This window comes from Micropepsis pineolensis, assembly GCF_055392125.1.
The window spans coordinates 839,830-866,744 of the sequence record NZ_AP042408.1; the positions used below are offsets into that span (position 1 = coordinate 839,830).

At 56.3% G+C, this 26,915-nt stretch carries 24 protein-coding genes, 1 tRNA gene and 1 pseudogene; 10 read left to right on the top strand and 16 right to left on the bottom strand.

The annotated features are described in order from the left end of the window. Positions 1-79: 79 nt before the first annotated feature. The 5 genes and pseudogenes from ACZ5RI_RS03825 to ACZ5RI_RS03845 form a co-directional block, all read right to left on the bottom strand. Entirely contained in the window at positions 80-796 is a 717-nt protein-coding gene (locus tag ACZ5RI_RS03825) for a DUF554 domain-containing protein (RefSeq protein WP_464514786.1), read from the bottom strand. Between the two features lie 43 nt (positions 797-839). Continuing rightward, a complete protein-coding gene (locus ACZ5RI_RS03830) occupies positions 840-1,430 on the bottom strand; it encodes a UbiX family flavin prenyltransferase (RefSeq protein WP_464514787.1) in 591 nt (196 codons plus the stop codon). A gap of 7 nt (positions 1,431-1,437) precedes the next feature. After that, positions 1,438-2,937, bottom strand: a complete 1,500-nt coding sequence (locus ACZ5RI_RS03835) for a UbiD family decarboxylase (protein WP_464514788.1) — start codon at positions 2,935-2,937, stop codon at positions 1,438-1,440. 419 nt (positions 2,938-3,356) lie between these two features. Continuing rightward, positions 3,357-3,611 (bottom strand): annotated as a pseudogene (locus tag ACZ5RI_RS03840) (non-oxidative hydroxyarylic acid decarboxylases subunit D). A 31-nt stretch (positions 3,612-3,642) separates the two neighbouring features. After that, the gene (locus tag ACZ5RI_RS03845) at positions 3,643-5,061 is read right to left on the bottom strand and encodes a non-oxidative hydroxyarylic acid decarboxylases subunit C (protein WP_464514789.1); all 1,419 of its coding nucleotides are present in this window, start codon (positions 5,059-5,061) and stop codon (positions 3,643-3,645) included. 166 nt (positions 5,062-5,227) lie between these two features. On the opposite strand from ACZ5RI_RS03845, the gene ACZ5RI_RS03850 reads away from it, so the two are divergent. Then, positions 5,228-5,656: a MarR family winged helix-turn-helix transcriptional regulator gene (locus ACZ5RI_RS03850; protein WP_464515542.1), complete on the top strand. Its 429-nt coding sequence runs from the start codon at positions 5,228-5,230 to the stop codon at positions 5,654-5,656. 24 nt (positions 5,657-5,680) lie between these two features. Here the strand turns inward: ACZ5RI_RS03850 and ACZ5RI_RS03855 are convergent, their stop codons facing one another. The 3 genes from ACZ5RI_RS03855 to ACZ5RI_RS03865 all read right to left on the bottom strand — a co-directional run bounded on the left by ACZ5RI_RS03855 (position 5,681) and on the right by ACZ5RI_RS03865 (position 9,924). Then, complete coding sequence (locus tag ACZ5RI_RS03855; RefSeq protein WP_464514790.1) at positions 5,681-8,305, bottom strand: glycoside hydrolase family 3 C-terminal domain-containing protein; 2,625 nt, start codon at positions 8,303-8,305, stop codon at positions 5,681-5,683. 234 nt (positions 8,306-8,539) lie between these two features. Continuing rightward, positions 8,540-8,613, bottom strand: a tRNA-Gly gene (locus tag ACZ5RI_RS03860). Between the two features lie 24 nt (positions 8,614-8,637). Continuing rightward, on the bottom strand, positions 8,638-9,924 hold the full coding sequence (locus tag ACZ5RI_RS03865) for a DUF2336 domain-containing protein (protein ID WP_464514791.1): 1,287 nt from the start codon (positions 9,922-9,924) through the stop codon (positions 8,638-8,640). 224 nt (positions 9,925-10,148) lie between these two features. On the opposite strand from ACZ5RI_RS03865, the gene ACZ5RI_RS03870 reads away from it, so the two are divergent. The 6 genes from ACZ5RI_RS03870 (at position 10,149) to ACZ5RI_RS03895 (ending at position 18,533) form a co-directional block, all read left to right on the top strand. Further along, the gene (locus ACZ5RI_RS03870) at positions 10,149-11,231 is read left to right on the top strand and encodes a LacI family DNA-binding transcriptional regulator (protein ID WP_464514792.1); all 1,083 of its coding nucleotides are present in this window, start codon (positions 10,149-10,151) and stop codon (positions 11,229-11,231) included. Between the two features lie 212 nt (positions 11,232-11,443). Further along, positions 11,444-12,289: a 5-dehydro-4-deoxy-D-glucuronate isomerase gene (gene kduI, locus ACZ5RI_RS03875; protein WP_464514793.1), complete on the top strand. Its 846-nt coding sequence runs from the start codon at positions 11,444-11,446 to the stop codon at positions 12,287-12,289. A gap of 14 nt (positions 12,290-12,303) precedes the next feature. Beyond that, the gene (kduD, locus tag ACZ5RI_RS03880) at positions 12,304-13,059 is read left to right on the top strand and encodes a 2-dehydro-3-deoxy-D-gluconate 5-dehydrogenase KduD (protein ID WP_464515543.1); all 756 of its coding nucleotides are present in this window, start codon (positions 12,304-12,306) and stop codon (positions 13,057-13,059) included. 578 nt (positions 13,060-13,637) lie between these two features. Then, positions 13,638-16,535 carry a TonB-dependent receptor gene (locus tag ACZ5RI_RS03885; protein WP_464514794.1) on the top strand — a complete coding sequence of 966 codons (2,898 nt, stop codon included), beginning with the start codon at positions 13,638-13,640 and terminating at the stop codon, positions 16,533-16,535. A gap of 214 nt (positions 16,536-16,749) precedes the next feature. Further along, on the top strand, positions 16,750-17,421 hold the full coding sequence (locus ACZ5RI_RS03890) for a bifunctional 4-hydroxy-2-oxoglutarate aldolase/2-dehydro-3-deoxy-phosphogluconate aldolase (protein ID WP_464514795.1): 672 nt from the start codon (positions 16,750-16,752) through the stop codon (positions 17,419-17,421). 5 nt (positions 17,422-17,426) lie between these two features. Then, on the top strand, positions 17,427-18,533 hold the full coding sequence (locus tag ACZ5RI_RS03895; protein ID WP_464514796.1) for a PfkB family carbohydrate kinase: 1,107 nt from the start codon (positions 17,427-17,429) through the stop codon (positions 18,531-18,533). An 80-nt stretch (positions 18,534-18,613) separates the two neighbouring features. Here the strand turns inward: ACZ5RI_RS03895 and ACZ5RI_RS03900 are convergent, their stop codons facing one another. Then, on the bottom strand, positions 18,614-19,171 hold the full coding sequence (locus ACZ5RI_RS03900; RefSeq protein WP_464515544.1) for an HNH endonuclease: 558 nt from the start codon (positions 19,169-19,171) through the stop codon (positions 18,614-18,616). Between the two features lie 157 nt (positions 19,172-19,328). Between ACZ5RI_RS03900 and gluQRS the strand changes: the two genes are divergently transcribed. After that, positions 19,329-20,168: a tRNA glutamyl-Q(34) synthetase GluQRS gene (gluQRS, locus tag ACZ5RI_RS03905; RefSeq protein WP_464514797.1), complete on the top strand. Its 840-nt coding sequence runs from the start codon at positions 19,329-19,331 to the stop codon at positions 20,166-20,168. Between the two features lie 61 nt (positions 20,169-20,229). Here gluQRS and ACZ5RI_RS03910 read toward each other — a convergent pair whose 3' ends face one another. The 5 genes from ACZ5RI_RS03910 to ACZ5RI_RS03930 form a co-directional block, all read right to left on the bottom strand. Then, positions 20,230-20,772, bottom strand: coding sequence for a flavin reductase family protein (locus ACZ5RI_RS03910; RefSeq protein ID WP_464514798.1), 543 nt, complete (start codon positions 20,770-20,772; stop codon positions 20,230-20,232). A 130-nt stretch (positions 20,773-20,902) separates the two neighbouring features. Then, positions 20,903-21,586: a pentapeptide repeat-containing protein gene (locus tag ACZ5RI_RS03915; RefSeq protein WP_464514799.1), complete on the bottom strand. Its 684-nt coding sequence runs from the start codon at positions 21,584-21,586 to the stop codon at positions 20,903-20,905. A gap of 20 nt (positions 21,587-21,606) precedes the next feature. Then, positions 21,607-22,692: a 5-(carboxyamino)imidazole ribonucleotide synthase gene (locus tag ACZ5RI_RS03920; RefSeq protein ID WP_464514800.1), complete on the bottom strand. Its 1,086-nt coding sequence runs from the start codon at positions 22,690-22,692 to the stop codon at positions 21,607-21,609. 3 nt (positions 22,693-22,695) lie between these two features. Continuing rightward, positions 22,696-23,199, bottom strand: coding sequence for a 5-(carboxyamino)imidazole ribonucleotide mutase (gene purE / locus ACZ5RI_RS03925; RefSeq protein WP_464514801.1), 504 nt, complete (start codon positions 23,197-23,199; stop codon positions 22,696-22,698). Positions 23,200-23,212: 13 nt separating this feature from the next. After that, a complete protein-coding gene (locus ACZ5RI_RS03930; RefSeq protein WP_464515545.1) occupies positions 23,213-23,425 on the bottom strand; it encodes a YdcH family protein in 213 nt (70 codons plus the stop codon). A 317-nt stretch (positions 23,426-23,742) separates the two neighbouring features. On the opposite strand from ACZ5RI_RS03930, the gene ACZ5RI_RS03935 reads away from it, so the two are divergent. Continuing rightward, the gene (locus ACZ5RI_RS03935) at positions 23,743-23,916 is read left to right on the top strand and encodes a YdcH family protein (protein WP_464514802.1); all 174 of its coding nucleotides are present in this window, start codon (positions 23,743-23,745) and stop codon (positions 23,914-23,916) included. Between the two features lie 16 nt (positions 23,917-23,932). Here ACZ5RI_RS03935 and ACZ5RI_RS03940 read toward each other — a convergent pair whose 3' ends face one another. Both ACZ5RI_RS03940 and ACZ5RI_RS03945 read right to left on the bottom strand, forming a co-directional pair. Beyond that, complete coding sequence (locus ACZ5RI_RS03940) at positions 23,933-25,186, bottom strand: TCR/Tet family MFS transporter (RefSeq protein ID WP_464514803.1); 1,254 nt, start codon at positions 25,184-25,186, stop codon at positions 23,933-23,935. 63 nt (positions 25,187-25,249) lie between these two features. After that, entirely contained in the window at positions 25,250-25,981 is a 732-nt protein-coding gene (locus ACZ5RI_RS03945) for a hypothetical protein (protein WP_464514804.1), read from the bottom strand. A gap of 175 nt (positions 25,982-26,156) precedes the next feature. Between ACZ5RI_RS03945 and ACZ5RI_RS03950 the strand changes: the two genes are divergently transcribed. Next, positions 26,157-26,807: a YqaA family protein gene (locus ACZ5RI_RS03950; RefSeq protein ID WP_464514805.1), complete on the top strand. Its 651-nt coding sequence runs from the start codon at positions 26,157-26,159 to the stop codon at positions 26,805-26,807. Positions 26,808-26,915: the final 108 nt, after the last annotated feature.

A 26,915-nucleotide genomic window follows, 5' to 3' on the forward strand; every position in this document is an offset into this window, starting at 1 on the left:
TGCCTCACCGCACGTGTGGTCTTCAGTTGCTACAGAAAATAGCTGAAGGCCACACGTAAGGCGCGTGAGAGACCTGTTTTTAAGCGATATACGTGCTCCACAGGTAGGAGATCGGCATAATCAAAATCAGACCCGGCAGCATGTTAGCAACAGGGAAGGATTTGATACCGCAAATCCGCAAGCCAGTTGCGAACATGATAACACCACCCGCTGCCGAGAAGTCAGCCATCATTGTCGCGTTGGTCAGCGGCAGAATGACAATAGCCAACCCCGCCAGGCACAACTGAATTGCCAGCTGCGGGATACAAATCACTGCCACTGCATAACCCAGCGCGGTTGCGAAGGCTGCTGCGGTGAACAGATCTAGGATTGCCTTGACATAAAGGATGGACGGATCGCCGGTCATACCTTCATGCATCGAGCCGAAAATGCCGGTGCCGCTAGCACAAAACAGCACAACAATGGCCACAAACCGGTTGAGAAACTCATCATGCGACAGCCCACCCTTTGGCGGGAATATTTTGTCGATGACTGTGCGGGTAGAGCCGGCAACGTGGCCGATACCCTTTTCAAGATAGATCAATTCGCCGATGAAGTGACCGATTACCAGTGCCAGCACAACGGCGGGCATGAACTTCACTTTGAGGATCAGAATCGAGCCAAGCGCAATAGACGCCATACCAAGCGTTAGTGGCAGTGCAGTGCGGACACGTTCTGGAATACGCGTTCCGAGGAAAGCCCCGGCAATACCGCCAACGGCAACTGCTGCGCCGTTAACGAAGGGTCCGATAAGCATAGTTACACCTGATTTCTAGAGTGTTTCGTTGAGGGGGCGAGCGTTACACCGTTGGTGTGCCGGGCCCTTTGAGGCCCTGCCACTGCGGTAAGTTATCGACTTCGATACCAAACAGCGCCAAGGCACGACCGACGCTGTGGGTGACGATGTCGTCAAGCGTTTTAGGACGGTTGTAGAAGGCCGGCACCGGGGGGAATACGATGCCGCCCATCTCAGTAATCCGGCGCATATTATCGATATGCGCCAGATTTAACGGTGTTTCACGCGCCATCAGTACAAGTGGGCGACGTTCTTTAAGGATGACGTCTGCAGCGCGAACCAGCAGATTGTCGCTCATGGCATGTGCAATCGAAGCCAGTGTGCGCATGGAACACGGCGCAATCAGCATTCCTAAGGTTTTAAACGACCCACTGGCAATCGATGCTCCGATATTACTGATCGGATGAACAACATCCGCCAGCGCGAAGACGTCTTCGTGCGAGTAGTCTGTCTCGTAAGCCCTGGTCAATTCCGCACCTTTGGAAACAACCAGATGGACTTCGAGCCCCATGGGTTTGAGCATTTGCAGGGCTTTGTAGCCATACTGAAAGCCCGTGGCCCCGCTTATGCCGATGATGATGCGCCGCTTATCCATTTTTTTCCTACTTAAAGTCTGGCAGGAAACGCTTGACGTCGACTTCCATAAACTTCGAACGCTGGAAGTGCGCCTTCAGAGCATAGGGCACCGTGCAATCGAAGATCGTTTTGCAGGAGTTGCCGACATTGGTGATGCTCGGACTGAACGCAGGAATCTGCGACGGATCAAGCGGGTGACACCGCACATTCGGAATGCAGATCGTGTCGACATCGCCCTGATACCGGGTCTGCATCGCCCACAACACTTCATCAGTATCAAAGATATCGACATCTTCATCGACCAGCATGACGTGTTTGAGCTCGGGGTATGCCGCAAATGCAAGCAGCGCCGCCTGGCGATGACGTCCTTCATCCGCCGGGCCGAATTTCTTGAACTGCATCACAGCCAGGAATTTGCCCCCGCCGGAATTATGGGCATAAACGTTGAGCAAACGGCCCGGCATAGCATTCTCGACCAATTTCAGAATGCTGGCTTCGGTTGGGATGCCGGCCATGTTGACATGTTCTTCGCCGGGTCCAACCGTCGTACGCAAGATCGGGTTGCGACGATGGGTAATCGCCTTGACCTTGATGATCGGAAGTTCGGCTTTGGCTTCGCCGGTATAACCGGGGAATTCCGGCATCGCTTTACCGGTGTTGGTGTTCTGATCTTCGCGAACGCGCACATTCGGCAACAGCTCACCTTCAATAACCACCTCAGCGTGCGCAATGGCGCGGTTCTTGATGGTCAGGCATTCGGACAATTCGACTGGATGACCACGCAGCGCCGCCGCGATGCTCAGCTCGTCAAAGCCCAGCGGGGTGGTCGGCGGCTCAAAGCAGATCGCCATTTCGATGGCCGGGTCAACGCCAATGCTGATCGAAATCGGCAGTGGTTTACCGGCGGCTTCCGCCTTCATGCGGAACGCGTCGATATGACGGCCGGGGGTCAGCCACATCGAAAGCTCGTCTTTGCTCTGAACGCAAAGGCGGTGGATCGTAACGTCAGATTCGCCAGTTTCCGGATCAGACGCATAGCACAGGCCCATGGTGACATAGGGGCCAGCATCTTCTGTGGTGTTGGTTGGTGCGGGCAATAGCTTGCGCAGATCGAAATCGGGATCGGTGGCCAGATGCACAACTTCCTGGCACAGCGCCTTTTCCTTGCCGACAACGACGGGCGGCATGGCATTCTCAACAGCATCTTTAATCAGAAAGCCAAGCTTTTCCGCCGGGCAGCCCAGAAGATGGCTAACACGATCACGCGAGCCAAGCACGCCGGTGACAACCCGATAGTCGGGGAAGCCTTTTACTTTGTTGAAGATCATCGCCGGACCGCCGCGGCGGGTCGGACGCATGCAGGTGCCGCCGGCGCCAACATAACGGTAAACACCAGACAATTCGGCATCGGGATTGACTTCCGTGTCGGTGCTGACGAGCTGGCCGGGGATGGTCGACAGATATTCCAGAGCAGACCGTAAGTCCGTAACCGGAACTTTTTTGCCTTTTACGATTTTATCATTCATGTCACGCCTCGATATTGCAGGACGACTTTTACTGCACGGATATCTAGGCGGGGGGCTGTTAATAAGAAAATACCGTTTGGGTTGGTTGGCTATGACCTAAAAGGTTTAGTCCTACTGATGGGGTAATCGAAGTGATTGCTGTTACTGAATATTAGGCATAGTGCCGGTGTGATCCTGCGCCATGGCATCATTATAACCCCGTGGATATACTGGAATTGTTGCGATGTTTATATCGCCTTCCGGATTTTTGCGTGATGTGTATCGGGACAAATATCCGTAGACGTCTAAATGATGGCTCAGTGCGAGAGCTGTACAAAATGCCGCATCTGCGTATGAATAATGCTCTGTAACCATACTATATGGTAAATAAAACCCGGCGAAATATTTCTCGCCGGGCGGATATCAGTATGTCTTCTAACCTACTCGCCGTTTAGGAGTGGCGGAATGGTTGGAACCTGTGGGGCATTGTCAATGTCGGCTTGTGTCATACGAAAAGCCTCGGGGTAATGCCCCCGGCTGGTACGACGTTCCGGTTCGGTCGAACGTCAGGTGTAAAGGCAGTGCTGGCATTGATAGACTTGCCATACCCCGGTGACAGGTGACACCGCTAAAAGTTCTACATGCGCTTCGCCGCAGCGTGGGCAGATTTTTTGACCATCAGATGGATGCGCCATGGACGTCTCCTTAGCGGTTTGCGGGTTGTGCCTAGGATAGCATTTGCGCCAGCTTGACGCCCCAGGCTTTAGCTTCGGGCAGATCGCGTACGGGCTGGCTGTAATGGCCGCGGTTATCTGGTGCGACAGGGGTTGTGGCGTCGATAATCAGTTTATCCGTAATGCCGGGGGGTGACGATCCCGGGTCAAGCTCCAGCACCGACATGTTGGGCAGCCGGACCAGATCGCCTGCCGGGTTGACCTTGGCGGACAATGCCCACATGACTTGCGGCAGATTGAAAGGGTCAACATCCTCATCGACCATGATGACCATTTTGACATAGCCTAGACCGTGCGGCGTGGTCATGGCGCGCATACCAACCGCGCGGGCAAAGCCGCCGTAGCGTTTCTTTGTTGATATGATGACTAGCAGGCCATGGGTGTACATGGCATTGACCGCCTGAACTTCGGGAAATTCAGCCTTCAGCTGCTGATACAACGGCACACAGGTTGCCGGGCCGATCAGATAATCAATCTCGGTCCACGGCATGCCAAGATACAGCGATTCAAATATCGGATCCGTTCGGTAGGAAACCTTGTCGATACGCACCACGGTCATGTTGCGCCCACCGGAATAGTGACCGGTAAATTCACCAAAGGGGCCTTCGATCTCTCGTTTACGTCCCTCAATCACACCTTCCAAAATAACTTCCGAACCCCAGGGGACATCGAAGCCTGTAAGCGGTGCGGTGGTAATTGGATAGGCAGATTGCCGTAAAGCGCCTGCCATTTCATATTCTGATTGATCATAGCGCAGCGGCGTAGATCCCATCAGGGTGATAATCGGCTCATTGCTGAGGGTGATCGCAATGGGTAAGTCCTGACCACGTTCTTCTGCCATCCGTAAATGCAGGGCGATGTCGTGCATGGGAACAGGCTGTAAGCCAAGCTTCCGCTTACCCTTCACTTCCATGCGATAAACGCCAACATTCTGTTTATTGAAATTCTCCGGTTCGGTCGGATCGCGTGAAACGACACAAGCCTTATCGAGATAGAAGCCGCCATCACCATCGTTGAGGCGGAATAATGGCAGGATATCGAACAGATTGATGGCATCACCATCAACGGTGTTTTCTGCCCATGGTGGGTTTTGTCGCCGCTCGGGCTTGACCGGGAATTTTTCCCAGCGGCGAATGAATTCGTCCACCTGAGCCCGGGTTGCGGTGTTGGGCGGCAGACCAAGTGCGATGGCGTGGTTGGCCCACGAACCAAGAGTGTTAAGCGCCACGCGTGCTTTGGTAAATCCTGCAATGTTGTCAAAATACAGCCCAGGCGCTTTGTCCCCAAAGCGGCTGATTGCATTGGCTGCAGCTGCCAGGTCCGGCTCGGGCATAACCTGTTCGTGGATTTCCAGTAATTGGCTGTGTTGCTTCAGGGCGGCGAGGTACTCACGCAAAGTATCAAATGACATGTGGTCTTCCTTTACGCATAGCTAGGCGCGCTCAGCACGATTAGTTCTTATACGAACGACATAGGCGTCTAGGGTTGCGTTGACAAGAAAAATGTTCGCACAAGAACAAGATGTGCTAAGCATCTGCCGACTGCACTGTGCTGAAATGCAATCAAGGGGTGCGTGGATGGTCGCGGTATTAAATGTAGAGATTTTTCATCTGATGCGGCGGCTGATGCAGGCGCACACCGCCGTCTGGCAGGCTGTGCTGCCCGAACTGACCAAGCCGCAATATGCGGTGTTGCGCGCCATTGCAGAGCAACCGGGTATCGAACAGTTCCTGCTGGTTGAAGCTGCTGCCAGTAGCAAGGCAACCTTGGCTGAACTGCTCAACCGGCTCGAGCGGCGCGGTGTGATCACGAGGCGGCAGGATGCGGCCGATAAGCGCCGCCGTTTTGTTTCCCTCACCAAGGCCGGGCAGCAGTTGTTGCAAAACGGTCTGGTTGAGGCCTCTAATACAGACGGCTTTTTTCTCGATCGTCTCAGCAAGGCCGAGCGGGCCGAGCTGCACAGGCTCTTGCAAAAGATGATGCCCGAAGCAACCAGTACGCAATAAGACGACTGTCGTGTGATGGCGTCTCTAGTCGCTTAGGTTTTTCTGTCCAGTCACCGTAAAGCGGGTCGCTGCGCCTGCCGTCTGTGGCAGGTCTGTCTGCGTGGTGGGTTGACCACCACCGATCCACAGTGTGACCGTCCCCGGTGAAACCGTGCGGTTGCCTTTGGCATCAACCAGGCTCATTGCCCGTTCATCTAGCACAAAATCAACCCGCCGGGTTTCCCCCGCTTTTAGTGTAATGCGTTTAAAGCCCTGCAAGGCACGAAGCGGGGTGCCGCTGATGGGGTGGCTGACATAAAGCTGCACCACCTCGTCACCATCACGGCTGCCGCTGTTTGTGACCTGGACAAAGGCGTGAACGCTGCCACCTGCAACGACGCTGTCATGGTCAAGCGTAACCGGGCCATAGGAAAACCGCGTATAGCTCAAGCCGTAACCGAAGGGGTAAAGTGGCATACCGGTGAAATAGCGATAGGTTCGGCCGGTCATGGCATAGTTCTTAAACGGTGGCAGTTGATCTGCGGATTTATAAAACGTCACCGGCAGCCTTCCTGCCGGGCTGAAATCGCCCGCCAGCAACGATGCGACTGCATGGCCGCCTTCGCCGCCAGGGTACCAGGCTTCGACTATAGCGGGGATGTGCTGATTGGCCCAGTTGGTGCTGATGGCGCTGCCATTCATCAGTACAAGGATAACAGGTTTGTGCAGGCCACCAAGCTGCTCCAGTAATTCTTCCTGTGCCGCCGGCAGATTCAGACTGGTGCGGTCACCACTGGCAAAGCCGGGGGCGTGAACCGTCATTTCTTCCCCTTCCAGATGCGAGGATAAGCCGCCAACAAAAACGGTCAGGTCGGCTTTTCGGGCTGTTGCCAACGCCGCCTGCGCATTGTGACCGGGGCGCTCCCACATCAGATGTTGATCGCCGCGGTCACTGCTTTGACGGGCCTCGACGGTCAGGGCATAGGCATGACCGGCCTGCAGTGTGATGGTGCCGGTTTTCTGCGGATCGAAATTATCCCAGGCATCGACGATTACTGCATTGCTGATCGTAATGCGGAACCGTGTGTCCCCGGCAAAACCAAAACGGAATGGCCCGCTTTCCTTCGGGGTAATAAAACCAGTCCAGCGCAGGATGCTATTGCGGGCTTCGCGCGTTGGTTTGCCCCAGACAAACTGAGCATTGGCGCTAATGATCGCAGGGCCCGCCGTCGCGCCATCTTCTGTGCGGTTTAGACCCGGCGTTTTACAAGCTGCGTCTACGCACAGCGTGGCATCGGGCACCTTTTCCAGCGCCGGGCCGGTCAGGTCGCTGCCTTCGACATACTGGATCACGGCATTTGGAAAGCGCGCTTTCAAACCGGCCAGCACCGTCATCGGGTGCGACGGTGTTCCGTTGTAATTGCCCAGCAAGGCATCGACACTATCGGCATTGGGGCCGATTACGGCGATGCGTTTCGGCGTAGTTTTAAGCGGTAATAGCCCATCGTTTTTGAGCAGTACCAGCGATTCCTCGGCTGCTTTGCGCGCTAAAGCCTGATGGGCCGGGGTGTCATTGTCTTGCGCGGTAATCCGGGCATAGGGGGCGGTTGCTGGCGGATCAAATAAACCCAGCCGAATGCGGGCCTCGAACAGGCGACGGGCGGCACGGTCCACCAGCGCTTCCGGCAGCAGGCCATGGTTGACGGCATCGATGATCGGCTGGGCATCGCTGCTGCTGTTATCACCGCTTTCGCCGCAGAACAGATCCGTTCCGGTGCGAATGGCAATGGCGGCAGCCTCCGGTGGGGTCTTCACATAGTGATGCGAGTTTTCCAGAAAGAAATCGGCAATCGCGGCACAGTCGGAAACAACATGGCCGCTGAAATGCCAGTTATTACGCAAGCGGTTCAGTAATGCGGTGTTGCCGCAGGCGGGGACGCCATCAACCGCATTATAGGCGCACATCACGGCGGCCACTTTGGCTTCGGTCACGGCGGCACGAAACGCCGGAAGGTAGGTGTCTTCGAGATCATAGGGGGAGGGGTGGACATCTTCGCGGTGGCGGTCGGCTTCCGGTCCGCTGTGAACGGCATAATGTTTGGCGGTGGCCACGGTTTTATAGCTATGTGGATCATCGCCTTGCAAGCCGCGGATGAAGGCCACGCCCAGCCTTGCGGTCAGATAGGGGTCTTCGCCATAGGTTTCCTGCCCACGGCCCCAGCGCGGGTCGCGGAAGATGTTGATGTTGGGCGACCATACCGTCAGGCCGCGGTATTTTTGCGAACTGCCATCGGCCCCGGCCTTTTGGACATATTTGGCGCGGAACTCGGTGGCAATACTGTCGGCAATGTCGTGGGTCAGGGGCGCGTCCCACATTGCGGCCATGCCGATTGCCTGCGGAAACACCGTGGCATATCCGGCGCGGGCCACACCGTGCAGCCCCTCGCTCCACCAGTTATAGGCGGGAATTCCCAGCCGGGGTATAGCAGGGGCCTCGTCACGAAGTTGCCCGGCCTTTTCTGCCAGCGTCATGCGCCCGACCAAATCGGCGGCCCGTTCCTCGGCAGCGAGAGACGTGTCGCGGTATGGTGGGGGCGGGGCGCTCTGTCCCACAGCCGTCATTGCGGTAAAGCACAGCGTCAGCACGGCTGGTAACAGGGCGTTTCGCATTGGTGTTAACTTCCCCTCAAACAAAGGCACATTTCCTCGCGTGCCCATCTTACGGGGCACTCTATGGCTGTGGGCCTATCACGCCACAAGCTGAGTGCGAAGGATGCCACAGCCTGTCTGTGTTCAATGCTTCGTGAGCGCAGAAATAGTTGAGTATTTTAGTATGTTAAGTGTGCAGTCATTGCCCGGCCAATGCTCAATGCCGACCGACACCTATGAATTTTAAGGGGATTTTGGAGCGGGTGAAGAGAATCGAACTCTCGTATGCAGCTTGGGAAGCTGCCGTTCTACCATTGAACTACACCCGCACGCCCCCTCTATAGCGGCAAGTCTTACTGCTTTTCAAGACCGACATAGGACAAATGCCAGCGCATTTCCTCTTCGGTCATGGGGAATTCGGTGCCGTCGCGGGCGGACATAAGCTGGTCGGCAGGCAGACGCATCACGGTGGTCTGGATGTTATAGGCCGTGCGCATATTCAGTCCGGCTTTCCACACAAGTGCCGTGATGGCCTTGGCGCTGTTGGCTTCCAGCAGTGTGCGCACGACTTTGTCATTGATATTGTTGAGGCGAGCCAGGGCGCAGATCACGGTTTCGCGGTGACGCTCCTCAATCGCGCGGGCGACGAACGAGTCGTTGAGAAGGCCGGATCGGGCCGCCATTTCGACATCGGCCAGTGCGTCGCTTTCCTCGCTGTTCAGTTCAACCCCCGGCCGCAGATCCTGGGCTAGTCGGCGGCGTTCCCGCAGCCGCTTGGTCAGCAGGGCCTGGGTCTTCTCATCAATATTGTTGCGGGCGACCAGCGTGCGCACCAAAGCGGTGGTGACAAAAGCCGACAGGCGTTTGACCGCACGCGGCGACAATTCTGTGCGCATCACCAGTGGGCCGTGCCATTCGGCTACCTCGGCCGCCTGCGTAACCAGCTTGTCCAGCGTCTGTTTGCGAATGGAGGCATCGACATTCTTCAGCAAGGTGGTGACGACGCCGGTATCCTGGGTGGCGATCACCGCATCGGAAACCTTGTCGCTCAGGCCTTTGCGCCGTGCCACTGCGTTCATCACCGCATTGGTTTCGGCTGCGGCCACCAGTTCGATCAGGTCATCGTCGGTCAACAGCGGCGAAAATTCAGCGACCGGCGAGGACACTTCGCTATGGGCATCCTGAGCCAGCCGGCAGATGACCTGCTTGGGAATACAGTCCAGCTGTTTGATTTCTTCGGCCAGCACTTTGCGGACCCGGACCGCTTCGTCCGCGGCCAGCCGTTCCAGGGTTTGGATCGCCAAATTGCGCAGATGTTCTTCTTCGGCAATGAACATACCGGGAAACAGCTTGCCGATTTTGGCCGCCAGGACGCTGCGGACGGTTTCGGCGGCGTCATTGGCCAGGCTTAGATTGGCATCGGCTGGGGTGGTGGGATTGGCAGCCACGGCGGAGCGGGTCGCAACTGCACCGTTTTGGGCCAGATAACGCAGCACATCATCGCCGGCATCGGTGCGTGATGCCAGCGTGCCCGGCGCATCGCGCTCGTGCTTTTCCAATAAATGGAGTGCTTTTTCTGCACTAAGAGACGGCTTTTCCTCGCTCACGGCGGCTCTTTCGTCGGCGGGTAAAACAGGCATACTATTTACGCTACGATCCGCTAACAAATGGTTCGGTGCATGCGTTGGTGTGCCGGTTTTATGGAAACACCTTCAGTCTTAAGCGGTTGCGGCAGGATGACGATCGTGGCAGGATGGCACCGGTGTCATCTTGACGCGTGACACGCACTGAAAATTGTCATAGTCCATGTCTCAAGTCCTCATGGGCTCCGCGCAAAAATAGCCTCAGGATAGATGGTGTAGACGTGCAAAATAAAACGGACGAAGCCGAACCCGCGTCGCAAGGATTCGAACCCGAGCACAGCCGCAAGAAATCCACCATCAACGATATCGCCCGCATGGCCGGCGTATCGAAAAAGACGGTGTCGCGGGTCATCAATGACTCCCCCTTCGTCAAGGAGGAGACCCGGCTCAAGATTAAAGAAATTATCCGGGAAGCCGGTTTTACCCCCGACCCGCAGGCCCGTGGGCTGGCGTTTCGCCGGGCCTTCCTGTTCAGCATGATTTACGACAATCCGACGCCGCAATATGTCGTCAACCTGATGCAGGGCATTCTGGATGCGCTGCGCCCTTCGCCGTTCGAGCTGGTGATCCGCCCCTGTAATCGGATGCAGCCGCATTTTCTTTCCGATATGCGCGAATTTATCGAACGGCAGAAGCTGGCCGGTGTGGTGCTGCCGCCGTCGGTTTCGGAAGACGAAACCCTAGTCGACATGCTGCGCGAAATTGAATGCCCTTATGTTCGCATCGCGGCGATTTCGCTCGATACGCCCCGTACGATGGTGGTGACTCATGACAGTGCGGGGGCTGCTGATGCCGCCCGCCATTTGGCCAGACTTGGTCACACGGTGATCGCCCACATTTCAGGTCCGTCGAGTTTTTTGTCGTCACACGAGCGTCGCCGTGGATTTGTTACGGGCTTGGCGGAGTGCGACTTGACGCTTGCCGCAGATTATGACCGCGAGGCAGCCTATACCTTTGAAAGTGGTCTGGCGGCGGCCGAGGCGTTGTTGTCGCTTAATCCCCGGCCGACGGCGATTTTTACCGGCAACGATGAAATGGCCAGCGGTGTCTATATGGCGGCACGTAATTTCGGGCTGGAGATCCCGCGTGATCTGTCGGTTATCGGCTTTGATGACAGCCCGATCGCTTCGCGCATGTGGCCGCTCCTGACCTCGGTTCGGCTGCCGATCCATGAGATGGGACGGCTGGCGGCAGAAATGTTGATTCATGGCCAAACTGAACGGGCCGTTGCTGCGGATGGTCCGATTGAGGTCATACCGGCACTGATCGTACGGGAGTCGACCGCGGCACTGGCTACGCCCTAGTTTTTCGTCATTTTCCATCAGTTTGCGTCAACCTGCGTCAACTTGCGTCTCTGTGGAAGCGCTGTCATCGTAATTTTTTATCGTAATGCGGTCTGTGAATAGGATATCTCGCTATAATAGCTTGAAAGGTGTTATGACACCGGTTACCAATGGCTATGGAAACGCTTTTCTGTTCGGTCGCGTATCTGAAACAGCCGGAGAGGTTATAGAAAATGTATAAAAAGACCTATTACGCCACAGCCCCTGACAGCATGGACGGGGTGGACAACCAAACTTTACGGGATCGCTATCTGATTTCGGGTTTGTTCGTGCCGGGCGAAGTTGCTCTGTTTTATTCGCACGTGGAACGCATGGTGGTGGGCGGTGCAACGCCGACGACTAAGCCGCTTGCCTTGCCGGCGCAGGAAAAGCCCGCTTCTGCAGCGGGTAAGCCGTTCCTGGAACGGCGCGAGCTGGGTATCGTCAATGTCGGTGGTGCCGGTTCGGTCACTGTGGACGGAACCAAATACGACATGATCCCGCAGGACGGGCTCTATGTCCCGATGGGCAGCAGCGACATTATTTTTGCATCTGATGACGCGGCTAATCCGGCGAAATTCTATCTGGCCTCGACGCCTGCCTATGCCCGTTATGAGACGGTCAAGATCTCGGTCGAAAAGGCCGTGCCGATCAATGCCGGTGCGCTGGCGACTTCGAACGAGCGCGTTATCCGCCAGTATATCGTGCCGAAGACCTGCAAGTCGTGCCAGCTGCTGCTTGGCGTCACCTCGCTGGCCGCGGGTAGCGTTTGGAACACTATGCCGCCGCACACCCATGACCGCCGTTCGGAAGTGTATTTCTATTTCAACTACGGACCGAACAACCGCGTGTTCCATTTTATGGGCGAGGCCGACAATCTGCGCCATATCGTGATGGCCAGCGATGAAGCGGTGATCTCGCCACCCTGGTCGGTGCATATGGCCGCTGGGACCAGCAATTATACGTTCATCTGGGCAATGGGTGGCGAAAATGTCGATTACACCGACATGGACGTGATCTCGATTGACCAGCTGCGCTAAAGATAAGGGGAAAGCTGATGAACGCGTTCAGTCTTGAAGGCAAAGTGGCGCTGATCACCGGGGCGAATACCGGGCTGGGGCAGGGCATTGCGGTATCGCTGGCCGAGGCCGGTGCTGATATCGCGGTGGCTGGCTTTGTGCCGCCGGTAGAAACCGAAAAGTTGGTGAAGGCCGTGGGCCGTCGCTTTCTGACGATTGATGCCAATCTGATGAGCATCGAACCCTGCGCCCGTATTGTCGAGGAAACGGTCAAAGCTTTTGGCCGCATCGACATTCTGGTCAACAATGCCGGTATTATCCGCCGCGCCGACAGTGTTGATTTTTCCGAGAAGGATTGGGATGACGTCATCAACGTCAACCTCAAATCCGTCTTCTTCTGCTGTCAGGCGGCTGGCCGCGTTATGATCAAACAGGGCGCCGGCAAGATCATCAATATCTGTTCGATGCTGTCGTTTCAGGGCGGTATTCGTGTGCCGTCCTACACCGCGTCGAAAAGCGGTGTGGCAGGGTTGACCCGTCTGTTCGCCAACGAATGGGCGTCGAAGAATATCAACATCAACGGTATCGCGCCGGGCTATATGGCGACCGATAACACTCAGGCCTTGCGGGCAGACGAAGACCGCTCCAAGGAAATCCTTGGCCGTATTCCGGCCGGGCGTTGGGGGGTGCCGGCCGATGTCGGTGGCACGGCGGTGTTCCTGTCTTCATCGGCGGCAGACTATCTTAATGGCGCCATCATTCCGGTCGATGGCGGCTGGCTGGCGCGGTAAACGCAGGGGCCTCGTTTTTTCTGATCCGGCCATAAACACCCTTGGGCGTCATTCGTGATGGTTGGGCGCCTTTTGGTATAATCGATCGTTTCCAGACTGTCGGACCGCCTTCAAGCGGTCCGATTTTTTTTACCGCTGCACCGTGGGGCACGGCAATGCGATGTTAGTCAGTGTCTAAATAAACATAACAATATCATGTGGTTGTACCAATTTGGTGTTGGCGGTCATCGGGGCACGCCTTGCTGTTGCAGAAAGGCATCTTATCTGTGGCGAATATTTTCAATTTAAACGTTTAGCTTGTGTGATGCGGCGTTTTGTCGTTAACTTTAAGACATAGTAATGTCAGTCAAAATGACACCGGTATCAAAACCGTATCAGGGAAGAATAGCGCGTCATCGCAAATGGTTGGGGCGGCCTGTCGCCTCAGTTGCATGATCCGGGAGGAAAACGTGTTAACAACAACAAAATTACCCGCAGCTAAGCGGGATACAATTGGGCGGTGGCTGGTTGGGGCGTCTGTGCTGGCGCTTGTTTCCACACTCGGGGCAACGGCTGCTCAGGCACAAGATTCTGACTCGTTGGAAACGGTCGTTGTTACCGGTTTTCGGGCCAGTCTCGAAAAAGCCCTCGATATGAAGCGCAATGCGCTCGATGCTTCGGACTCAATTATGGCCGAAGATATCGCCAAATTTCCAGATATGAACGTTTCGGAATCGCTGCAGCGTATTCCGGGCGTCAATATCACCCGTGAATCGGGCGAAGGGCGCCAGATTACGGTGCGCGGTCTTGGCTCGCAGTTTACCCGTGTCACCATCAACGGCATTGAAGCGATGTCGACGGTCGGCTCGCAGGACGTTTCGACCTCCGGTGGCGGTACCAACCGCAGCCGGTCGTTTGACTTCAACGTTTTCGCGGCGGATCTGTTCTCCAATCTAACAGTGCACAAATCGGTTTCGGCGAATCTTGAAGAAGGTTCGCTCGGCGCGACGGTTGATATGCACACCGCGCATCCGTTTGATCATTCCGGCTTTGTCTTTACCGCTTCGGCGCAGGCTGGCTATCAGGAATATGCTGGCAGCACCAATCCGCGTCTGGCGATGTTGGTCTCGAACACCTTCCTGGGTGGGCGTTTGGGTATTCTGGCGTCTGCAACCTATGGCACCACCAACACGTTGGAGGAAGGCACCAGTTCGGTCCGTTGGCAGAATGATACCAACACCAGTTCAACAGGGGCTTCTTCGTCCTCCTATCGTTTCTATTCGGTCAACGGTGCGACCAGCGGAACGGCCTTCACGGCGGCCAATCTGGCTTTCCGTCCACGGTTCCCGCGCTATGATATCGTTTCAACCCATTCAAAACGGCTGGGGCTCACCGGTTCGGTGCAGTGGCAGCCGCAGGACGGCACGCTGTTCACGCTGGATGCGTTGTTTGCGGATTTTGCTCAGGTCCGTAACGAATATTATCTCGAAGCCAATTCGATGAGTGTCTCCGGCACTGGGTCGGGTGGCTCCTATGTCGACAGTGACGATAGCAAAACCTACTATTATCGCTCGATCGGCCTTAATAACATGAAGCTGGTCAATTTCGATGCCTCCACCGATCTGGCCAGCGAAACGGGTAAGAATAGCGTTGGCACCAGCACGTCGACGTTGATCCGGGCTGAGATTAATAATGTCGGCCTGCGTAACGAACATCGCTTGGACCATCTCGACACCCGCTTCATGCAGGTTACACTGGATGGTTCGCATTCCTTTAGCGAGCAGTTTAAAGTGCATGCCCTGATGGGGTGGACGGAATCGCATCACCGTAACCCGGTTCAGTCAACGTTGATGGCTGATTATGGCTGTTATCAGACCACCAGTTGCAGCAGCAGCACCGGTGCCAATTACGGTGCCCAGGGCTATAAATACGATTACAGCTATGGCGATATGCCGTTGCTGTCGACGGGCAATGTCGATCCGACATCAACATCGGGCTGGTTCCTGTCCAACGTTCGTCTGCGTCGGGAGTATGTCTATAACTCCTATCGTACCGCCAACGTTGATTTTTCTTATAAACCGATTGATGAAATAACGCTGAGTGGTGGCGCTGGTTTCCGGAATTACGGTTATGGAACGCTGGAACAACGCTCCTCGCTGGCAAGCAGTCCATACGCGGAAAACAGCAACCCGACGACGGCAAGCCGTTCGGTTGACCTTTCCACGATCGTCACGCAAACTGGGCTGAAAGCAGTCAGTGCGCCGTCCGGGTCGAACACGCAATGGTTCGCCATCGACTTCAATAAAGCGGCATCTGCACTCAGCCTGTGGGATACAACGGTGTATCCGGTGACATCTGGCCCGGGCTATTCCAATACCGGTGGTGTGCGTGAAAACGATTATTCCGGGTGGGTGCAGTCTGCCTGGGATGTCGATGTTCTGAATATGCCGTTCCGTGGTGACATCGGTGTGCGCTATGTGCTGACCGAAATGAACTCCGTCGGTTACACCCTCAGCAGTTCACTGCTTAATACGGTCGCCGGGGAAAATGTCTATCATGATTTCCTGCCGTCACTGAATATGACCCTCGATCCGTTTGAGGATTTCGTGGTCCGCTTTAATGCTGGTTATGCCATGACGCGTCCGGGGCTTTCCAGCATGATCCCGACGGGTACGGTATCGATTTCGGGCAGTAATGCAGGAGCATCTATCGGCAATCCGAAACTGCAGCCACAGCGGTCCAAGAACGTCGATTTGGCGTTTGAATGGTATTATTCCAAGGGGTCTGTGATTTCTGTCGCGGGCTTCTATAAGCACCTCGACACCTTTATCCAGTCGGTTCAGACCACCGGGACATGGGATCAGAATCCGTTTGGTCTGTCAGAAGAAGCCTTCGTTGCCGCGTGCGGTGGCAGCGGCACGAACTGGAGCACCATCACCACCAGTTACTGTAAGTCGAGCGGTGGTGAGGATATGATATGGACCTTCACCCGCAGCAAAAACTCCAAGGGTGCGCCGCTCTATGGTACGGAAATCAACTGGCAACAACAGCTCGATTTCCTGCCCGCACCGTTTGACAGCTTTGGGCTGTTGGCGAACTACACTTATGTTCAGGCGCAGCAGTCCTATTACAATTCGGATGGCACGCTGATCATGAAAGATGATCTGAGCAACCTGTCTCGTAACAGCTACAATGCTACGGTCTATTACGACGACAAGACCTTCCAGGCCCGTGTTACGGCGGCGTTCCGCAGCCATTATCTGTTCAATAATAATATTGCTTCGAACAACAACAACTACGGCATCTATTCGGACTCGACGCTGAATATCGACTGGTCGATGTCCTATAAGTACAATGAAGCCCTGATGTTTACCTTCGATGCGATGAACCTGACCAATCAGGCCAGCAACATCTATGCTGATAAGTACGCCCAGCGGTCTTATCAGTATCATGAAACCGGCCGGGTGTTCTATTTCGGCGTCAAGTACACCAACTAAGGTCTACCGGATCTGCAATTGGGTGCCAGAGCAACCTCTGGCACCCTTTTTTATTGCCCGCAAAACGTGTGGTTGTGTTTTGCTCAAAAGTGATCATGAAAGCGCTCCCATAAATCAAAAAAATGCTATAGTTAGCTAACAAAAATATTGTCACCGGTGTCAAAGGTTGTAAGACTGCCTTTGTTCGCCAGGAACCTCAGGGAGATCATGGAAAATGGCAAAAGAAAAAATAGCCGTTCTGGCCGCAATGATGGAGCAGGGGGTGATCCCCGTTTTCTATCACCCGGATATTGAAGTCTGTAAGAATGTCATTCAGGCCTGCGCCAATGGGGGCGCCAAGTGTATCGAGTTCACCAATCGGGGTGATTTCGCCTCGCATGTTTTTCTCGATGTGAACCGTCACTTCGTCAAAGCCGATCCGACTGTTATCATGGGCGTTGGTTCGATCATCGATGCGCCGACGGCCGGCATCTATATCGCCAATGGTGCCAATTTCATTGTCGGGCCGATGCTGAACCCGGAAGTCGCCCGGCTGTGCAATAAGCGTGGCCTACCCTATAGCCCCGGCTGCGGTTCGGCGACGGAAGTGTCCTACGCGCAGGAACTTGGCTGCGATATCGTCAAGGTGTTCCCCGGCTCCTGCGTTGGTGGGCCGGAGTTCGTCAACAATATTCGCGGGCCGATGCCGTGGACCAAGCTGATGCCGACCGGTGGCGTCGATCCCACCGAAGAATCGCTGACCAAATGGTACAAGGCGGGCATTGTCGCCTGTGGTATCGGCTCCAAGCTGATTACCAAAGAATTGCTCGATGCCAAGGATTATCGCGGCATTGAAAAGAAAGTCGCCGAAACGGTGGCGCTGATCAAAAAAATCAGGGGGAAATAACAATTATGGTTGATGAGATTATGAAGATCCGTCCCGAAGCGGACGTGAAGTGGGATGTCGTTTCGTTCGGCGAAGTCATGCTGCGGTTTGATCCCGGTTTTGGCCGCGTGCGTAACGCCCGCGAATTCAAAGTCTGGGAAGGTGGCGGCGAATATAATGTCGCCCGCGCTTTCAAGAAGTGCTGGAAAAAGCGTTCGTCGGTTGTCACCGCGCTGCCACAGAATGATCTGGGCTGGCTGGTCGAAGATTTCATTCAGCAGGGCGGTGTCGATACCTCGCACATCGTCTGGCGCGACTTTGATGGTCTGGGCCGCAACACCCGCGTCGGCCTGAACTTCACCGAAAAGGGCTTTGGTATTCGCCCGGCACTGGGCTGTTCCGACCGCGGTAATTCTGCGGCCTCGCAGATCAAACCCGGTGAAATCAATTGGGATAAGCTGTTTGGCGAAGAAGGTGTGCGCTGGTTCCACACTGGTGGCATCTTCGCGGCACTGGCCCCCAACACGGCCGAGGCCGTGATCGAAGCGGTGCAGGTGGCGCATAAATACGGCACCATCGTTTCTTACGACTTGAACTATCGCGCATCCTTGTGGAAGAGCCAGGGCGGCAAGGAAGGTGCTCGTAAAATCAATCGCGAAATCGCCAAATATGTCGATGTCATGCTCGGTAATGAGGAAGACTTTACCGCCTGCCTCGGCTTCGAAGTCGAAGGGTTAGACGAACACATCTCGAAGATTGATCCAGCCAACTTCAAGAAGATGATCGCCACCGCAGTCAAGGAATTCCCCAACTTCAAGGTTGCTGCCACCACGCTGCGCAACGCTAAAACCGCCACCTTCAATGACTGGGGTGCGGTGATTTATGCCGGTGGAAATTTCTACGAAGCACCGATGCGCGAAAATCTGGAAATCTATGACCGTGTCGGCGGTGGTGATGGTTTTGCTTCCGGTCTGGCCTATGGCTTCCTGGAGGGCAAGGGGCCGCAGGCAGCGGTGGAATATGGTGCGGCCCATGGCGCGTTGGCCATGACCACACCGGGCGATACCTCGATGGTCAATGTTAAAGAGGTTGAAGCCGCAATGAAGGGCAAGGGTGCCCGCGTTATTCGGTAACGTCCGTTACGTTTTACACGCAGTATTCAGACACTGGCCTGTGGTCATACCCACAGGCCATTTTTTTCGTAGGCGTTCTTTTACGGTTCCAGCTCACAATCCCAATAGAGGTAGTCGGTCCAGCTGTCGTGCAGATAGTTGGGCGGAAAATGTCGACCGTTGCCGCGCAATTCGATAATGCTGGGTCGGTGTGGTTTGTGGCGGGGGAACATGCCGCTTTGCTTCGGCATCAGACCACCTTTTTTCAGGTTGCACGGTGCGCAGGCGGTGGTGACATTTTCCCAGGTTGTGCGCCCGCCGCGCGAGCGTGGGATCATATGATCGAACGTCAGATCGCGGTGCGAACCGCAATACTGGCATTCGAACAGATCGCGTAAAAACACATTGAACCGGGTGAAAGCTGGCACGCGCTGGGGGTGGATATAGGTTTTGAGCGACACCACCGACGGCAGGCGCATTTCAAAGCGCGAGGAGCGCACGGTGCGGTCATATTCTTCGAGGATATTCACCCGGTCAAGGAACACCGCTTTGATGGTATCCTGCCACGACCACAGCGACAGAGGATAGTAACTCAACGGCCGATAATCGGCGTTAAGTACCAATGCCGGACAATCACGAGGGTTACATGTTGCAGCCAACACGATGAAAACCCTTATCCGTTTGCCCCGTCCCGGTCTTTTACGGCCATTGTGGGCCAGCCTATCCTTACGCGATTCGCCACAACGGTTAAGTGACAAAGGCCAAGAAATTTTCGCTTAGTCTTGTCCCGTGGCACCGTATGGCTATCTTGGCACAATGAAGCTTACCCGTTTTGCCCCCAGCCCGACAGGGCTTCTTCACCTTGGCCATGCCTATGCCGCAGGGGTTGCCGCGCGGCTGGCTTCGGGGCTTAAGGATAAATTCCTTGTTCGGCTTGAAGATATCGATGCCACACGCTGTCGGCCGGCCTTTGCCGCGGCAATTCTGGCCGATTTGCGCTGGCTGGGTTTGAGCTTTCCCGAACCGGTATTGGTCCAGTCGTCACGGATGGGGGCCTATGCGGCGGCGCTTTCCCGGCTCACGGCGTTGGGGCTGGTCTACCCTTGTTTCTGCAGCCGCAGGGATATTGCCGCCGCCGCTGATGCGACGGGGCCGGAAGGGGCGCTCTATCCCGGTACCTGTCGGCATATGCCGCTGGACGTAAGCGCTGCGCGTATGGTGACCGAACCCTATGCCCTGCGCCTTGACGTGGCCAAAGCGGTGGCGATGGTTGGTCCGCAGACCTTTACCGAGGAAGGCTGTGGCCCCAATGGAGAAACCGGCGTGATTGCAGCCGATCCCACTCTGTTTGGTGATGTTGTGCTGGCGCGTAAAGAGACGCCGACGGCCTATCATCTGGCCGTGGTGGTCGATGATGCCTTTCAGGGTGTCAATCTGGTAAGCCGTGGTGTGGATCTGTTCGCCGCGTGTCATATTCAGCGGTTGTTACAGGCGCTTCTGGGAATGCCCGAGCCGCATTACCACCATCATCGCCTTATCCTTGACGAACAGGGGCATAAATTCGCCAAGCGCAACCATTCGGTTACGCTGGCGGCCTTGCGGGACGCTGGCGTAACCCCGGCCGAAATCTGGCAACGTGTCGGGCTTGGCCCCTGAAGTTTTATCTTTCTGCAGATGGGGTCGAAAAGCCTCTCCCCCGCGAAAGTGGTGGGGCGCGTTATAGCCCATCGGGGATTTTTGCCGCCATCATTTTGCGCCGGTCGAAGCGACGGCCATCGGCGACAAATGTGCCGTCACCCACGGCATGGATCAGGCGCTTGTCCTTGTGCGCCGCATCGTAACCGGCGGCAACGCCTTCCAGCACGATGATATTATAGGGCGCAAGAATATCGGTGACGCGACATTCGATATTGGCCAGACATTGTTTGATACGCGGGGCGCTTACCTGCTTGGCCTTTTGCGGCGTCAGGGAAAACCGGGCGAACTTGTCTGTATCCGCGCCTGTGCACATGCCAATGCCCACCACGGTGTCGATCATGTCAGCGGTGGGAATGGCCAGCACGCAGTCGCGTGTTTTGGTGAGCGTGGCAAAGGAGTGGTTCCACGGCCCGGTGGTGATGGCAAGTTTTGGTGTAAAGTCGAGCACCATGGTCCAGCTGATGGTCATGATGTTATGGCGCACCCCGTCATACGTCGTTACCAGAACCACCGGCCCCGGCTCGATCAACGTGAACGCCTTTTGTAACGGCAGTGCTCTCATCCGATGCCCTCCCTGCCGCCAGTATAGCAGATAATCGACGGATTATATGTTCCTATGCCCACACTTCCTTATCCTGAGCCAGTCGAAGGATGAGGTTTTGTTGAGAGGTATGATCTGCCTGCGGATATTATTACATCACCCGTAAGCCTACGGCGGCGAGGAGGTTACTTGCTTGAGTGCGCGAGATGATGGCGCCTTTAAAGCGCGTGATATCTTCTAGCTGCACACCGCCAAGATCGGCCCCGCGCAGATCCGCGCCATTGAACCGGCAGCCCGTCAGCACGGCATCGCGTAAGGAACAGTCCTGCAACACAGCTTCGGTGAAATCGCAGCGGCTGAGGTCGGCTTCCGAAAAATCAACTTCTGTCAGCGTGGTTTTGCGGAACGAACGGCCCACCAGCCGGGCGCAGGTCAAGAGGCTGGCGGTAAAATGCAGATCAACCGCGCTGACATCCGAAAAATCCGCCCCGGTCAGACGGCAGGTTTTGAAAGAAACGGACGCCATCCTCGCCCTATGGAACGGGGCATTGTTGAAATCACAGCGCTCGAAAACCGCTTCTTCCAGCCGGGCGGCGGTGAAGTCGGCAAAGGCCCCGCGACAGGCGGTAAACTGTGCTTCCTCCAACCCTGCTTCCCGGAACAGGGTATGGCCCAGCTGGCAGTCAGAAAATTGCCAGCCCGCAAGGGGGAGCCGCCCCAGATCCGCGCCGGAAAGATCACAAGCCACCAGCGTGCAGACACGCCCGTCATCGGCCAAGGCTTTCACGTCGTCCCGGGTGAGGGTGACACCGGTCAGGGCCGGGCTGTCTGGCATGGTGCACCCCCGACTGGCTGTTACCGGCTTGTGGGTTTCAACATGGTCAGGTGGCCCATCTTGCGGCCCTCGCGCATTTCGGCCTTGCCATACAGGTGCAGTGCGCCGCGCTTTGCCAGCCCAATATAGTCTGCCGCTTCAAAGCCCAGAATATTTTCCATCACCACATCACTGTGCCGTTCGGGCGTGCCCAGCGGCCAGCCCGCCACCGCACGGATATGCTGTTCGAACTGGCTGGTCTGACAGGCTTCAATGGTCCAGTGGCCGGAATTGTGCACCCGGGGCGCGGTTTCGTTGATCATCAATGCCCCGTCACGACCAACGAAAAGTTCCACCGCAAAGGTACCGACATAACCCAGTGCATCGGCGATTTTTTTTGCAATGGCCTTGGCTTCGTCGCTCTGTGCGGCCGATAGGGGCGATGGCACGGTGGAGCGACGCAAGATGTGATGCTCATGCTCGTTCCGCGGCGGATCAAACGCGGCAAATGATCCGTCATAGCCACGTGCGGCAATCACCGATGCTTCAAAGGCGAAATCGACAAAGCCTTCCAGAATGCAGGGGGCGTTCAGCGTGGTGAATGCCGCGGCGGCTTCGGATGCGTCTTTGATGGTGGCCTGCCCCTTGCCGTCGTAACCAAAGCGCCGGGTTTTCAGAACACAAGGACCACCGATCTTTTCGGCGGCTGCGGTGGCTTCTTCCGGCGTTGACACCGCGAAGAAGGGCGGCACTTTGAGGCCAAGCGAGGCGATCAGGGTCTTTTCGCTGATGCGGTCCTGCGTCACCTCCAGCGCGTGGGCGTTGGGTGCCAGCGGTTTACGCGCGGCCAGATAGGTTGTGGCGGCGGCCGGAATATTCTCAAACTCGAAGGTGATGGCATCGCACCTGTCGGCAAAGCGGGCCAACGCTGCCACGTCGTCATAAGGGGCGAGAATGTGCGCGGCGGCCACGTCAAACGCTGGGGCGTCAACATCGGAATAGATGCAGCATTTCAGGCCCAGCCGGGCCGCCGCCATGGTCAGCATGCGCGCCAGTTGCCCGCCACCCAAAATACCAATGGTCGCCCCCGGCTGCAGGGGCGTGGTCAAGGTTTTGATCTCGGTCATACTTTACTCCTGCGGCGTGGCGGCAACCGCGTCGGTCTGGGCGGCGCGCCAGGCATCAAGCCGGGCGGCCAGCGCATCGTCAGAAAGGGCTAAAATGGCGGCGGCGGTCAGCGCGGCGTTTTTGGCGCCAGCATTGCCAATGGCAAAGGTCGCCACCGGCACGCCGCCGGGCATCTGGACAATCGACAACAGGCTGTCGAGGCCCGACAGCGCCTTGGACTGTACCGGTACACCCAACACGGGCAGCGGCGTCATGGCAGCGGTCATGCCGGGCAGGTGGGCGGCCCCACCCGCGCCAGCGATAATCACCTTGATGCCGCGTGTTTTGGCTGTCTTGGCATAGTCGGCCATGCGGTCGGGCGTGCGGTGGGCCGAAATGATGCGGGTCTCGAACGACACACCCAGTTCGCTCAGCTGGTCGGCGGCACCCTGCATGGTTGCCCAGTCGGACTGGCTGCCCATGATGATGCCGACGGCAGCGGCGATGTCCTTATTTGTATTGGCCATGGCTTTTCGTGCCCTATGCAATGATGTCCGGCAGTAGACTGTTGTTAATCTTGGCGATTTCGTCTTTGAGAAGCAGCTTGCGCTTCTTTAAGCGGCCGAGCTGCAACTGATCGCCACTGGCCTGCAACGCATCAATTGCCGCATCCATATCACGATGCTCCTGCCCCAGTTCGGCAAGTTTGGCTCTGAGCGCCACTTCGTCTGGGCTGGTAACTCTTCCGGCCATGAATTTACGACTTTTCCCCGGCTCGTTTGTCTGAAAATCGGTCACTTCGCTGGCTGTCGGATGAACCGTTCCGGCCAGAAAACCGTCGGGGGCACCCGAAGGCGACAAGTATACGTGATGATGCGCCCGCGACAATATCTTTAAGAGGGGCTTTTGAGGCGGATCGGCACAGTCTGCAAGTGTCGGCAATATTGTTAATTCCAGTTACGAAATTTAGCAATTAACGAATAGGTAAGGTGGTGCAAAAGAGAGATCGTGACAGAAGTATGACTTGGTGCTCTAATCTTTCAGCGACCTTCACGATGAGAGGTATACGTATGGCTCTAGAAGGACATATCGGCGAGCTTTCTGCCAAGCATAAGAAGTTGGAAGAGCTCATCGAAATCGAGATGGCACACCCGGATTGGAATGAAGTCCGGGTTGCTGCCCTAAAAAAGCAAAAACTCCACATCAAGGACGAATTGGAACGGCTTCGCGGCAGCCTGAACTGACTTTACGATTCGTCTTTTAGTTTAGCTTCTGTGCTTGGCCGGTTGGATGCAGGTGTAATTTCTTTTGCGCCAAAACGGCAAAGGCGGCGATGGCCGCGATAAGGCACAGGCTGGCAACCAGAAACGCGGCGCCGGGGAAATAGACCGGCGCCTGCGGTCTGGAGAAATACGCAAAAATATACGTCATGAACAAGGGCGAGACCACCGAGGTCAGGCTGCCCATGCTGGTCAGTGCGCCCTGTAACTCGCCCTGTTGGCTGGCATCGACACTGCGGGACATCATGGCGTTGAGTGATGGCATTACCAGCGCCATCAGGCAAAAGACCGGCATCCAGGCATAAAGCTGCCAACTGGTGGCGGCAAAGGCGTAGCCGGCAAAGGCCAGCGCCCCGGCGCTCAGGCCGAGATAGACCGAGCGCACTTCGCCCAGCCGTGGAATGACCAGCCGGGTCAGCCCGCCATAGGCCATGGCGGTCAAAAGCCCGAGCGCCATCATTGACAGGCCGACTTCCTTCATCGTCCAGTGAAAGCGCAGCATGGTGTAATAAGTCCACACCGACGGGTTGGCGTCGTGGGCAAAGCGCATCAGGACCAGCACCAGCGCCAGGCCGAGCACAAAGGGGAACTGCTTGAGCATCAGAACCGCACCCAGCGGATTGGCCCGCTTCCAGGAAAAGGTGCGGCGTTTCTCGGGCGGCAGGGACTCTTTAAGTACAAAGAAGCCGTACAGGGCATTGCAAAGCGCCAGACCGGCCGAAACATAGAACGGCAAACGGATCCAGACATCACCCAGCAGGCCACCCAGCGCTGGCCCGACGGTAAAGCCGATACCAAAGGCGGCCCCCATCAGGCCAAAATTTCCGGCGCGTTTTTCCGGCGGCGTGATGTCGGCGATGTAGGCGTTGGCAATGGTGAAACTGGCCCCGGCCATGCCCGACAGGGTGCGGCCTAGAAACAACCAGAAGATGTTTGGCGCTATGGCGACGATGAGGAAGTCCAACCCCATCATGAGCAGCGAAAGGATCAGCAGCGGGCGGCGGCCGAAGCGGTCGCTTAAATTGCCCACGATCGGGGCGAACACAAACTGCATACCAGCATAAACGAACATCAGCCAGCCACCGAACCGGGCTGCATCGCTTAAGCCAATATGGGCCAGTTCGGCGATCAGTCGGGGCGCCACCGGAATGGTGATGCCGATACCGACAACGTCGATGAAGATGGTCATAAATACGAAAAGCAGGGCTTTGCGGCCCGTTGCAAGTCCACGCATGGCCGCTGTGATGGCACGGCGGCCATGCGTCTGTCGACAAGAATTTGGTATTTTTGATGCCGGTTAGACCGTATCCCAAAAGGGGAAATCGGACGGCGGGGCACCGTGCGCATCGGATGCCAGCTGGTCTCTGGCGCGCCTGGAGACCACTTCCCAGCTGTCAGCCCCCTCAAAGGTGGTGATCGCCATAATCAGATCTGCCCGACCATCGATCGAGAGCATGGGGGCGGCAAAGACCTCGCCAACAACATGCTTTTTGTAAAAACTGTCGCCGCGATACAGAATCCGTAAGGGGCTATTCTGGCGCAGAATGGTCTGCCCGAGCACGAACCAGCGTGGCAAATGTTCGGGATCGATCATCTCGTCGACGAAGCGGCCGGTCATTTCGGCGGTAAATTGCACTGTGTTAGTGCCCATCAACCGCACGCGATAGCGCAAGGTGCCGTCAGCTCCGGATACGCGTTCATAGATGGTCAGTTGGGGAATGAACGGTTGCAACAGCCGCGCGGTCATATCCTGACGCCGGGGCAGGCCGCCCATCGCCTTTTGCTGCCACAAGTCATGGGCGGCGATCAGCTTTGCCTCGCTAAAGCGGCAATGGCTGTCGATCAGGACCGGCCACTGGTTATCTTCGGCAAGTGAATTGAAATCATCCAGTGCAACGCCTTCGCGGATTGCGGTGGCGATATCTGGCGTGGCGGGGGGCTCATGGTGATGGATCAGCCGCAGCCGGGATAAAGTACCATCCTTTTGTGCTTGCCGCACGAATGCTACCGGGTGGGTCTGCGCGTCCATGGTTGCCGCCTTCTGCGGATGCCAATCCTTAGTAATTTAGTTAATATTATTTCAATATCACCCTGGTTGCAAGTTACAAATGGCAAGTGGCTGACTGGTGCGGGGGGCTTTTTCCGAACGGAATGGACGAAGTTGGCACGGACTGATAGGAACAGCGCAAACATAAGAGGATGCGATGCAGAACGAGGCGGGCCAAAACGACGTTAGCCAAGGCGAAACCAAGCCGCAGAAAAAAGGCGGGGTTCGCGGGGTGTACAACTGGATGATGCGTCATGCGCAAGGGCCGCATGCCTGGAGCGCGCTGGCCTGTTTCGCCTTTGCCGAAGCGTCGTGCTTTCCGGTGCCGCCTGATGTGATGCTGCTGCCGATGATGCTGGCTGACCGCAAGAAAGCCCTCAGGCTGGCGGCATGGTGCACATTGTGGTCCGTGATCGGCGGTATGGTGGGCTATTGCATCGGGGCATTGTTCTGGGACACCGCCGGGCACGCTATTGTCTCGGCACTGCATATTCCGCAAGCCACCGTAGATGCCCTGCGCCACAAATACGCCGCGCAATCCTATTGGATTGCGATTCAGGGGCTGACGCCGATCCCCTTCAAGCTGGTGACGATCTCGGCCGGGCTCGCCAATGTGCCGTTCGGTGCATTCCTGATGTTTGCCGCCATCGCCCGCTCGGTTCGCTTTATTTTGATCGAAGGGTTACTGGTTTATTTCTTTGGTGATGCCGCCCGTGTTTTGCTGGAGAAGTATCTTGAGCCTGCATTGGTTGGGTTTCTTGTTCTGGTGGTGCTTGGTTTTGTGCTGATGGGCTATCTGGCGAAGTAATTTTAGCCTTAAATTTGTCCGTATGCGTTTGCCACGGTGGAGCCATGCGTGCCCTGCGTGGCAAACGCATTGCAGTTCGCCATTACAATAGGCAAGTAGAGGCGGTCT

Excerpts from the sequence above, each read along its gene's own strand:
- ACZ5RI_RS03825 (WP_464514786.1), bottom strand. The coding sequence starts at position 796 with ATGCTTATCGGACCCTTCGTTAACGGCGCAGCAGTTGCCGTTGGCGGT.
- ACZ5RI_RS03830 (WP_464514787.1), bottom strand. The coding sequence starts at position 1,430 with ATGGATAAGCGGCGCATCATCATCGGCATAAGCGGGGCCACGGGCTTT.
- ACZ5RI_RS03835 (WP_464514788.1), bottom strand. The coding sequence starts at position 2,937 with ATGAATGATAAAATCGTAAAAGGCAAAAAAGTTCCGGTTACGGACTTA.
- ACZ5RI_RS03845 (WP_464514789.1), bottom strand. The coding sequence starts at position 5,061 with ATGTCATTTGATACTTTGCGTGAGTACCTCGCCGCCCTGAAGCAACAC.
- ACZ5RI_RS03850 (WP_464515542.1), top strand. The coding sequence starts at position 5,228 with ATGGTCGCGGTATTAAATGTAGAGATTTTTCATCTGATGCGGCGGCTG.
- ACZ5RI_RS03855 (WP_464514790.1), bottom strand. The coding sequence starts at position 8,305 with ATGCGAAACGCCCTGTTACCAGCCGTGCTGACGCTGTGCTTTACCGCA.
- ACZ5RI_RS03865 (WP_464514791.1), bottom strand. The coding sequence starts at position 9,924 with ATGCCTGTTTTACCCGCCGACGAAAGAGCCGCCGTGAGCGAGGAAAAG.
- kduI (WP_464514793.1), top strand. The coding sequence starts at position 11,444 with ATGTATAAAAAGACCTATTACGCCACAGCCCCTGACAGCATGGACGGG.
- ACZ5RI_RS03890 (WP_464514795.1), top strand. The coding sequence starts at position 16,750 with ATGGCAAAAGAAAAAATAGCCGTTCTGGCCGCAATGATGGAGCAGGGG.
- ACZ5RI_RS03895 (WP_464514796.1), top strand. The coding sequence starts at position 17,427 with ATGGTTGATGAGATTATGAAGATCCGTCCCGAAGCGGACGTGAAGTGG.
- gluQRS (WP_464514797.1), top strand. The coding sequence starts at position 19,329 with ATGAAGCTTACCCGTTTTGCCCCCAGCCCGACAGGGCTTCTTCACCTT.
- ACZ5RI_RS03910 (WP_464514798.1), bottom strand. The coding sequence starts at position 20,772 with ATGAGAGCACTGCCGTTACAAAAGGCGTTCACGTTGATCGAGCCGGGG.
- ACZ5RI_RS03915 (WP_464514799.1), bottom strand. The coding sequence starts at position 21,586 with ATGCCAGACAGCCCGGCCCTGACCGGTGTCACCCTCACCCGGGACGAC.
- ACZ5RI_RS03920 (WP_464514800.1), bottom strand. The coding sequence starts at position 22,692 with ATGACCGAGATCAAAACCTTGACCACGCCCCTGCAGCCGGGGGCGACC.
- purE (WP_464514801.1), bottom strand. The coding sequence starts at position 23,199 with ATGGCCAATACAAATAAGGACATCGCCGCTGCCGTCGGCATCATCATG.
- ACZ5RI_RS03930 (WP_464515545.1), bottom strand. The coding sequence starts at position 23,425 with ATGGCCGGAAGAGTTACCAGCCCAGACGAAGTGGCGCTCAGAGCCAAA.
- ACZ5RI_RS03935 (WP_464514802.1), top strand. The coding sequence starts at position 23,743 with ATGGCTCTAGAAGGACATATCGGCGAGCTTTCTGCCAAGCATAAGAAG.
- ACZ5RI_RS03940 (WP_464514803.1), bottom strand. The coding sequence starts at position 25,186 with ATGCGTGGACTTGCAACGGGCCGCAAAGCCCTGCTTTTCGTATTTATG.
- ACZ5RI_RS03945 (WP_464514804.1), bottom strand. The coding sequence starts at position 25,981 with ATGGACGCGCAGACCCACCCGGTAGCATTCGTGCGGCAAGCACAAAAG.
- ACZ5RI_RS03950 (WP_464514805.1), top strand. The coding sequence starts at position 26,157 with ATGCAGAACGAGGCGGGCCAAAACGACGTTAGCCAAGGCGAAACCAAG.